The organism is Streptomyces sp. NPDC060000 (assembly GCF_042737375.1).
In the GTDB taxonomy this organism is placed as follows: domain Bacteria; phylum Actinomycetota; class Actinomycetes; order Streptomycetales; family Streptomycetaceae; genus Streptomyces.
The window spans coordinates 1-8,170 of sequence record NZ_JBHWUU010000157.1; the positions used below are offsets into that span (position 1 = coordinate 1).

The window sequence follows — 8,170 nt, forward strand, 5'->3', positions numbered from 1 at the left end:
TCCGCCTGCCGGTCGGCCGTCCCCGCACCCGGCCCGCAGCCGGCGACAAGGCCTACTCCTCCCGCACAAACCGCGCTCACCTGCGCAAACGCAGTATCAAGGCCGTCATTCCGGAGAAGAAGGACCAGGCCGCCAACCGCAGGAACAAGGGCAGCCGGGGCAGCAGGCCCGTCACCCACGACACCGGCCTCTACCGCGACCGCAACACAGTTGAGCGGGCCATCAACAAGATGAAGGACTGGCGGGGCATCGCGACCCGCTACGACAAGTCACCCGAGAGCTACCTCGCCGGACTCCATCCGCCCAGCGCCCATTTGGATCCGCAGCCTTCCGAAAAGCCCATTGATCCCAACCGCAGGCAGTCCCTAGGGGCAGGTGATTGAGTGCGGGCGTGTGGAACAGCGGTCGCGGTTGCTGCCGGCGCGGGTGGTGGTCTATTTCGTGCTCGCGATCCGCATGGGCCGAGGAGCGGCCGGGCGCTGACACTGGCGGCGCCCCCGCCGTGTCAGTGCCCGGCAGAGGCCTTCACCAGGGCCACCGCCACACCGATCACCGCGTCCAGGATGCCCGCCACCACCGCCGCCAGGGCGCCGCCTCCCATGCGCAGCCCGCCCAGGCAGCCCCACAGGAAGAGGGAGACGACGCCCACCCACGCCGCCACCAGCAATGCGGTGTGCACGGAAAAAACCTCCAGCGCGGCCAGAGCGATCAGCACGGCCGGACCCACGGCGCACGACAGAAGTGGGCTGCTGACGTACAGCATGCGGCGCAGCTCGTGGCCGGTGGCGAGGTGGCCGTGCACTGTGCGGTGCGCCTGCTGGTCGGCGACGAACGCCGCGAGCCACAGCCCCAGAGCGGTCGTGAGGACCGTAGCGACAGCGCCGAGGGAACCCACATCACCGGAGGACAGACCGACGACCACGGCAATCATCGTGATGGTCGCGTAGATACGCTCTTTCAGACGGTCCGCCAGGGCGCCGGCCTCCGTGCCAGGCGGCAGATCCGCTCGCTGGTCGTCCACCACCCGATGCTCCTCACCTGTCACGGAACCGCAGGTCACGCGTCCCTGCTCGGCCGTCGCGGCACGCGCGGTGTGCGGTACCACGGCCACCAGCATGCATCGAGCCGTGTCAAGACACCGGCAACCACGAGTGCGTGCCTGGCTGGCGTTGCCGCCGTACTTCGGGGCGTCCAAGTCGACCGTGCATCGCCGGTTTGTCATCTGGTCCCGTACGGGAGTCTGGGACCGGCTGCACCAGGAGGTTCTCCAGCTCCTGGACGAACGGGACCTGGTCGACCTCTCCCGCACAGTTCTCGACTCTGCTCATGTGCGAGCTAAAAGGGGGCGAATTTGCGGGCCCGAGCCCCGTGGACCGGGGTAAGCCCCCGGTAAGCCCGGTTCCAAAATGAATGGATTCAGGCTGGTTTCTGGCGTCTGCTGGTTGGTTTGGTGGGTGGCATCAGTGTGGCGGTGGAAGCCGGTGGTGGGCGTGTTTGAGGTGCCAGTTGGTCATCTTGCGTTTGATGACGCGGGGGTTGGAACGTCGTCTGCGGGGTGGCAGGAGCCGTTCCAGCAGCTCACGGGTGGTGTGGGTCAAGGCTCGGCTGAGTCGTGAGGGGGGAAAGTGCCGCCTGGTCGGTGACGTGGCGGCGGGCGATGTAAGTGTGCGGGTGAAGGACAGCCGGTCGGGGTCGAGGCCGGCTTGGTGAGCGGTGTGGTGCATGACGTCGCGACGCGCGTGGTGGACGAGGAGGAATCCGTAGATTTCCTGCTCGACGCAGTCCGGGTTTTGCGAGCGGAGACGAGGCGGTGTCCGCCCCGGTGGGTTTTGATCGCGTCGCCGATGTCGGGGTCGACGGAGATGACGACCAGGGCGCGGTCCGGGGCGTGGAGTTCGGTCTCGCTGGTGATGGTCTCCAGCTGCTTTCGGCTGCGTCGGAGAAGGCGATGCGAGCGCAGCGGGGGCCGTTCGGCATTGTCATCAGGCGACGGCTTGGCGCTGGGCGGTGAGGCGGGTGAGGTGGGCCTCGCGCAGTTCCTCCCACGGCGTGCAGGTCTCCACCGGGGGCAACCCGTTGGCGGCGATGTCCTCCAGGACGGCGGCGAACCGGTCGGCGTCGGCCCGCGTCTTGGCCGCGTAGGCGCGCACTGCGTCGGCGGCCGCGGGTTCCAGCTGCTGCCGGGCGGTATCGGCGTAGTTCGGCTGTTCACTCACCAGGGCCTTCACGGACAAGGAAGGACGTCTGACCGCCACGGTCCCCGTCGGGCGCGCCCGACGGGGACCGCTCCAGCGGAATTCTGGGCCGGCCATCGAATGAGCAAGGGCTCACAGGGCAGGTACAGCGGCGTAGTCCGGCCCCTCGCATGCCTCAGCCTGGCCGGATCCGTCTGGCCCGCGGTGTCCGTGCCTGTCGGACCGAGGCCGGATCGGGTGTACCTCGTACGGAGTATTGCAGGAACCAGGAGCCAGTTCGGATCTCTCTCATGCGGTGCTGGCGTGATCAGGTCGAGCAGGAAGGCGCATTGGGCCTCTTGTCGGACTTGGGTGCATGGGTTGACTATGCGTGACAGACGGTTAGTTGAGCCGTGCCGGAAGGGGCCGCCACTTCCACGCGTCGTCCGGCCTTGCAGCGCGCAGGCCTGCCACGAAGGTCCGACTGCGACGAGGGGACGTGGGGCGGCGGTCGAGGCCGGGCGTTACAGCGGGAGCTGTATGCCGAGCTCCTGCATGGCGAGAGAAGGCGGGCCGCCTTCGGAGCGTTCGGTCTTGTAGCCCTTGACGCGAGGTTCAAGGGTGCGCGGATCGACAGCTTCGGCGGGGGCGCTCCTTGCGTACAAGCCATCGGGCTCGGTGTCGCGGTCGTGGGGCGGTACCCAAAAGACACGACGGCGGAACGTGCCCGAGGCGCGGGAGGCCTTGGCGTCGGGGCCGAGGATGGCGTAGCCGACCATGCGGCCGTCGCGATGGTAAGCGGGCTTGCCCTTGCGAGTGGGCAGCCGGTCCAGGCTCTGGCGCACGTAGTCGAGCTGGTCGACATCCTCCAGCCACACGAGCTCGACTTCGTGGCTGATCTCGTCCGCGTCGATCAGGGAACTCATGCGCTGGCTTCCCTCTCCTCGTCGGTGAGCAGTCCGATGCCTGGGTAGTACTTGCGCTGGTTGGACAGGATCATCCCCTTGGGCGAGGCCAACCCGACCAGTTCCCTGGTGCGGGAAGCGAAAGCGCGCGAGGACATGACCAGTGCGCCTTCATTGTTGCACCAGGTGGTGTAGGCGGCGTAGAGCGCCGTCTGCTCGGCGCGCAGGTCGGGGCCGAGCCGGCAGCATTCCTCGTAGAACCAGCCGGTGTGGTCCTCGGTTTCCGCGTAGGCGGTCGTGGCGATCCGGACGCGCTCGGGGCCGGTGAGGTCGCGGTCACCGCCGAGGTAGCGGCGGGCACCGTCGATGAGCCAGCCCAGGATGCCGGGGCCTTCCTCCATCACGAGGAGGTCGGCCAGGTTGTCGATCTTGCGGTCGTCGGGGACGACGCGTTCGAAGGGGATCAGACGCATGCGCCGCCAGAAGGCGAAGCCGCCGGTGCCGACTTCGGGGCGGTGGTTGCCCAGCAGCCAGAGTTTGTGGGTGGGTTCGAAGCTGAAGGGGTCCTGCCTCATGCGGCGGGCTTGGATCCGGTCGCCGCCGGTCAGGTGTTTGATGACCCGGGCTTCATCGAACTTGTCGCCGGGTTTGATCTCGGAGCAGACGTAGACGCGTCGGCCGTGGAGTTCGGCGAGGTCGGTGGGGTGGCCTTCGAACGGTTTGGCCATCAGGAAGCCGGGAGGGGCTGCGTCGGCGTAGTCGCCGAGCAGTTTCATCATGACGTCCAGGAGGACGGATTTGCCGTTCTTTCCCGTTCCCCAGAGGAAGGGGAGGATCTGGGCTCCGACGTCGCCGGTGATCGAGTATCCGAGCAGCAGCTGCAGGTAGTCGATCATTTGCAGGCCTTCGGCGTCGTCGCCGAAGGTGTCGGTCAGGAAGCGCAGCCAGCGCGGGATGGGTGTCTGCTGCGGGCCGACGGTGGTGGAGCGAGACGACAGCGTCTGCCCGAGCAGCCGTCCGGTGCCTGACCGGATTCCCCCGGGCTGCCCCACCGGCCTCAGTTCCGGCGCCGGGACGATGCCACCGTGCTGGTCCTGCTCCTGGCTGACGAGCAATCCTGTGCCCGGCGCAGTGCCCTGTCTCCAGGAGCACCGCCGTCAGGGCCTCCCCTCCTCGTTGAAGTCCGGGTGCCGGCTGTCGGCCAAGGCGATTGCCCGGGCCACCTCGTAGGCGAGACAGTCATAGTGGTGCGGCAGGAGATGGTCCCGGTCGTAGGGGTCGGTGGGTGGGGAGTCCGCTTCGTCGCAGATACACAGGGGGGACTCCTCCGCGATCAGCAGGCGCAGGGTCTCCAGCCGCAGGGCAGCGCGTCCGGTGCTGGCGGCGGCATCCTCCGCCAGGCGCGCGGTGGCGAACTCGACGACGTCGAGGGACATCCTCGTCTCCTTCCATCGAGGGCAGTCTGCACTGGTCGGCTCACCTCGGTGGCCGTTCACCCGGGCGGGTGGCGTGTAGTTGGCCGGCCCGAACTGTCAGACATCTCATGTCGTTGGTGCGTCAAGTCCGGGGCTGACGGTGCTCCGTCGAGGCCAGTCGTGCCCCCGCCGATTGGCGTCGCGAGGCGGGCAGTAGCGTCTTGGGCATGCTGGGTGGACCTGATGTGTCGGTGGCTCTTCGGGGCGGAGTGCGTACTCGTGCCCATGCCGTGGACTTCGCGTGCTGGTTCGCCGAGGCGTGGACGGGACGGCCTCTGCTGCCGGAGGACGGCTGTTCCGTGGAGGAGCTGACGGGCGCGGAGAACGATCTGGGCTTCGAGCTCCCGGCGGCCTTGCGCGAGGGGTATGCGCTCTTCGGCCGCCGGGACGACCTCACCCGGCGGCAGGACCCCCTGGTCGGGCCGAACGGGCTCGATGTCGTTGACGCCCTGGGTGGCGTCCTGGTCTTCCGCCATGAGAACCAGGACTGTGCCGACTGGGGAATCCCCCTGTCCCAGATCGAACAGGACGATCCACCAGTGGTGGTGGAATCACACCGGGGCTGGATTCCCTTCCTCGATCGGATGTCGCTGGCCTGGGTGGAACTCGTACTGAGCGAGTCGCTCTTCGGGGCGGACCTCTACAACGCCTGCGAGTTGCCCGACGCACTGGTGCCTGACCTCCACGCCCGCTTTGCGCGGGTCGGTCTGCCCGACTACCCCATGTGGGCCAGCGAAGCCGACTCGCCTGTCCGCTGGTATGCCGCTCCCGGCAGGCTGGTGCGACGCGACGGCCTCGGAAACCACTCCTGGATCCACGCGCACGCGAGCACCGCTGCCGATCTCGCCGCGATCCGCGAGGAGCTCCCCGGTCCCTGGGTCTGCTGAGGCGGTGCTCGTGACCGGTGCGGGTCCGACGAAGCGATCATGCAGTCAGCGCGAGGGCGTGCGCAAAGGCGCGTTCGGGGTCGTAGGGTGTGCGCGCCTGCAGGCAGTGAAAGAGGCAGCCCAGGAGCTTGTTGAAGAGGTTCCGCAGAGCTGCGGTGTGACGCTCTCCGGTGTCCCAGCGCCGGTCGTAGTGAATGCGCGGTTCTGGGGATCGCAGGGCAGCGAAGGCCCACATGTAGCCGACGCCGGCCAGGCGCCGGTTCTTTACGGTACGGGCGACCACGACGCGGCTACGGCCTGACGCGCGCGTCACCGGAGCGGCGCCGGCATAGGCTTTCAGGGACTTGGCGTCGGCGAAGCGGTTGCGGTCGTCGCCGATCTCGGCGAGTACTCGTGCCCCGGACATGACCGACAGGCCGGGCACATGATCTGAGCGTCCGGATGGGACAGGAATGCTGCTTCGGTGGCTCCAGCGAGATCGTCGCCGCTTTTGCAGGCGGCATCGAGCTGCTGCAGAAGGGCCGCAGTCTGGTGACCCATGGCCTGCTCGACCATCGGCAGCTGCTGTATCTGTTCCGCGCGGAAGAGCTCTCGAAGGCGTTCGATCTCGTCGTCGAGCGAGCGGCGAAGTCGGCCGGCGCGGTTAGCAGCGCGCGGATCTGGCTTCTGGTCAGTTTGGTGTTTGGTGGCGGCGCCGGGAGTCGATGCTGCGGTGAGCATGATGCGGGCGTGGGCGGAGTCCAGGCCGAGCTTGCCGCTGCCGTGGAAGGCTGTGAGCGCGGCAGGGTAGTACTCGCGCAGGTGGGAGCGGAGCCGGTTGACCAGCTGACCTTTGTCCCAGACCGCGTCCTGGTGGGCTCGGGCAAGCACGGCAACGGCTTGGCCGAGCTCGCTGTCGGCTGGCAGACGGCGGTGGGTCTTGATATCGGTGCGCGGGATGTTGGCCAGGACTCGCGCATCGGCGGCGTCCGACTTCGCGCGAGACACGCTGCTGCGGTCGCGGTAGCGGGCCGCGGCCAGCGGGTTGATCGCATAGATCTCGCGGCCGGTGGCACGCAGAGAGGCGACGAGCAGGCCGCGGGGCGTCTCGATGGCCACCGGGATCGGGGCCTCGGGGCTGTCGCCGTGGCGGACCAGCAGCTCTAGCAGGGCGTGGAGGCCTGCGCTGTCGTCACTGATCCGCAGCTTGGCGACCTGGTCGCCGTCTTGGTCGACGAGCGCTATGTCGTGGTGGCTCTCGGCCCAGTCGATGCCGCAGAAGATCCTTCTCAACATTGCCCTCCCTTCGCTTGTCGGCACGTATGCGCAGCTCAAGGCGGAGCACGCGGCGCTCTAATAGAAGTGCTCGGGGCACGCCATCTCATTAGCCGTTCGTGTCTCCAGCGACCGGCAGGGACCTCGGTCTATTGGAGAGCTCTTGGCTCGCGAACGTCTGAGAGGTCGGCCCCTGCCGGCGGGCTGAGGACATGAAACCGCAGTACCAGGCGGTACCGGGCGGGGCCAGTCTCGTCTCGGGGATCGCATCCCGAATGGTCCTTAGGCCTCTGCCCGGCAACGACCGCGTGGAGGGGCCGGTCTGACCAAGAGGGATCAAGTCCTATCGCGATCGGCCTCACTGACGAGCTATTAGAACGGTGGTTCGGTGGTGTAGGTGCTGCCCCAGGCTGGAGTGGTCGGTTTGGTCACCGGCTGCTGGAGGACTCGTACAGCGTCTTCGATGCGGTCGAGGTCGATAAGGCGCTCGGCACGGAGAGAGCTGTTGAATGTCGGGTGCTGTTCGAGGACTGCGGCGGCTTCCTCGGTGCGGCCGACTTCGGCGAGCACGTCGGACAGCGCCCAGGCCGCGTACCAGGTGTCGCCCTCGGGGTGCGCACGCGCCTGCTCGATCGCTTCAACGAGCAGGCCGCAGTCGGCCATGAGTGATAGCCGCATCCGGAAGAAGTCCCATTCTTCGCTGCCGCCGCTTCGTCCCTTGAGGGCATCGAGGTGGGCCAGGCCGTCCCGGGGCCGGCCCTGGTCGGCGTACAGGGTGCAAAAGAGTGTGGACGAGCCAGTCCTCCGCGCCGCTGGGCCGTTCGGCGAGCGCGCGCATCACCTCGATCGCCTCGTCGCCCCGTCCTTGCCGCACCAGGAGTTCGGACAGCGGGACAGCCACATGCCACATTCCGTCCGGCGTAGCACCGAACGTGCGGTAGGCGGCGATTGCGCCTTCCACGTCGCCGCGTTCCTCCAGCACTTCGGCAAGGCGCTGGACGGCGTGCCCGTGGTACTCGGATGCCGCGTACGCGCGCAGTTCCGTGATTCGATCATGTCTGGCCAGCAGGTCGGCCAGCTGATCACGGCCGTTGACGCCGTGACAGGGAAACTGACCTCGCTGGCCCCCTTCCCCAGGCACAAGACGGTCACGGTGACCCGCAACGGCGTGGAGTTGCCGGATGTGAAGGTCAAACGGGACGGCACCTTCAGCTTCAGTGACACCCCGCCCGACTGGATGACGTATCCCCAGTACACAGTCACCTACCCGGGCGACGCCCGGCATGTGCCCGGCACGGCGACCGTCATGGTCGAGCTCGCCGGCTGACCAAGCCGGTCAGTTTGCCCGAGCTCGTCACAACGGTGTGGGGCCGGTGTCCTCCGGGACACCCGCCCCACACCCCGCGGGCGTACCACCAGTGGCGGGGGAGTTGTTTAGCCGCGGGGGGTTGTGGTCGGGGGTTGCAAGTAAAGGC

The 8,170-nt window shown here is 67.8% G+C and carries 8 protein-coding genes and 4 pseudogenes; 5 read left to right on the top strand and 7 right to left on the bottom strand.

What is annotated here, in order from left to right; genetic code table 11:
- Both ACFWBB_RS41995 and ACFWBB_RS42000 read left to right on the top strand, forming a co-directional pair.
- Positions 1-369 (top strand): annotated as a pseudogene (locus tag ACFWBB_RS41995) (transposase); the annotation flags it as partial.
- Positions 370-393: 24 nt separating this feature from the next.
- Positions 394-483, top strand: a complete 90-nt coding sequence (locus tag ACFWBB_RS42000; RefSeq protein ID WP_385284401.1) for a transposase domain-containing protein — start codon at positions 394-396, stop codon at positions 481-483.
- Between the two features lie 22 nt (positions 484-505).
- Here ACFWBB_RS42000 and ACFWBB_RS42005 read toward each other — a convergent pair whose 3' ends face one another.
- A complete protein-coding gene (locus ACFWBB_RS42005; RefSeq protein WP_385284404.1) occupies positions 506-1,021 on the bottom strand; it encodes a hypothetical protein in 516 nt (171 codons plus the stop codon).
- A 136-nt stretch (positions 1,022-1,157) separates the two neighbouring features.
- Between ACFWBB_RS42005 and ACFWBB_RS42010 the strand changes: the two are divergent.
- Positions 1,158-1,386: pseudogene (locus tag ACFWBB_RS42010) on the top strand (IS5/IS1182 family transposase); the annotation flags it as partial.
- A 596-nt stretch (positions 1,387-1,982) separates the two neighbouring features.
- Here the strand turns inward: ACFWBB_RS42010 and ACFWBB_RS42015 are convergent.
- The 4 genes and pseudogenes from ACFWBB_RS42015 to ACFWBB_RS42030 form a co-directional block, all read right to left on the bottom strand.
- Positions 1,983-2,216, bottom strand: coding sequence for a hypothetical protein (locus ACFWBB_RS42015; RefSeq protein WP_385284407.1), 234 nt, complete (start codon positions 2,214-2,216; stop codon positions 1,983-1,985).
- 482 nt (positions 2,217-2,698) lie between these two features.
- The gene (locus tag ACFWBB_RS42020; RefSeq protein WP_385284409.1) at positions 2,699-3,100 is read right to left on the bottom strand and encodes a DUF6009 family protein; all 402 of its coding nucleotides are present in this window, start codon (positions 3,098-3,100) and stop codon (positions 2,699-2,701) included.
- Positions 3,097-4,071: pseudogene (locus tag ACFWBB_RS42025) on the bottom strand (phage/plasmid primase, P4 family); the annotation flags it as partial. The gene ACFWBB_RS42020 and the pseudogene ACFWBB_RS42025, both read right to left, overlap by 4 nt.
- 165 nt (positions 4,072-4,236) lie before the next feature.
- A complete protein-coding gene (locus tag ACFWBB_RS42030; protein WP_385284412.1) occupies positions 4,237-4,515 on the bottom strand; it encodes a hypothetical protein in 279 nt (92 codons plus the stop codon).
- Positions 4,516-4,721: 206 nt separating this feature from the next.
- On the opposite strand from ACFWBB_RS42030, the gene ACFWBB_RS42035 reads away from it, so the two are divergent.
- Entirely contained in the window at positions 4,722-5,441 is a 720-nt protein-coding gene (locus tag ACFWBB_RS42035; RefSeq protein ID WP_385284415.1) for an SMI1/KNR4 family protein, read from the top strand.
- A 37-nt stretch (positions 5,442-5,478) separates the two neighbouring features.
- Here the strand turns inward: ACFWBB_RS42035 and ACFWBB_RS42040 are convergent.
- Positions 5,479-6,716, bottom strand: a pseudogene (locus ACFWBB_RS42040) (IS110 family transposase).
- 351 nt (positions 6,717-7,067) lie between these two features.
- Positions 7,068-7,358, bottom strand: coding sequence for a hypothetical protein (locus ACFWBB_RS42045; protein WP_385284418.1), 291 nt, complete (start codon positions 7,356-7,358; stop codon positions 7,068-7,070).
- A 391-nt stretch (positions 7,359-7,749) separates the two neighbouring features.
- Here ACFWBB_RS42045 and ACFWBB_RS42050 point away from each other — a divergent pair, with 391 nt between their 5' ends.
- On the top strand, positions 7,750-8,022 hold the full coding sequence (locus tag ACFWBB_RS42050) for a hypothetical protein (RefSeq protein ID WP_385284421.1): 273 nt from the start codon (positions 7,750-7,752) through the stop codon (positions 8,020-8,022).
- Positions 8,023-8,170 lie beyond the last annotated feature (148 nt).

Excerpts from the sequence above, each read along its gene's own strand:
- ACFWBB_RS42020 (WP_385284409.1), bottom strand. The coding sequence starts at position 3,100 with ATGAGTTCCCTGATCGACGCGGACGAGATCAGCCACGAAGTCGAGCTC.
- ACFWBB_RS42030 (WP_385284412.1), bottom strand. The coding sequence starts at position 4,515 with ATGTCCCTCGACGTCGTCGAGTTCGCCACCGCGCGCCTGGCGGAGGAT.
- ACFWBB_RS42035 (WP_385284415.1), top strand. The coding sequence starts at position 4,722 with ATGCTGGGTGGACCTGATGTGTCGGTGGCTCTTCGGGGCGGAGTGCGT.
- ACFWBB_RS42045 (WP_385284418.1), bottom strand. The coding sequence starts at position 7,358 with ATGGCCGACTGCGGCCTGCTCGTTGAAGCGATCGAGCAGGCGCGTGCG.
- ACFWBB_RS42050 (WP_385284421.1), top strand. The coding sequence starts at position 7,750 with ATGTCTGGCCAGCAGGTCGGCCAGCTGATCACGGCCGTTGACGCCGTG.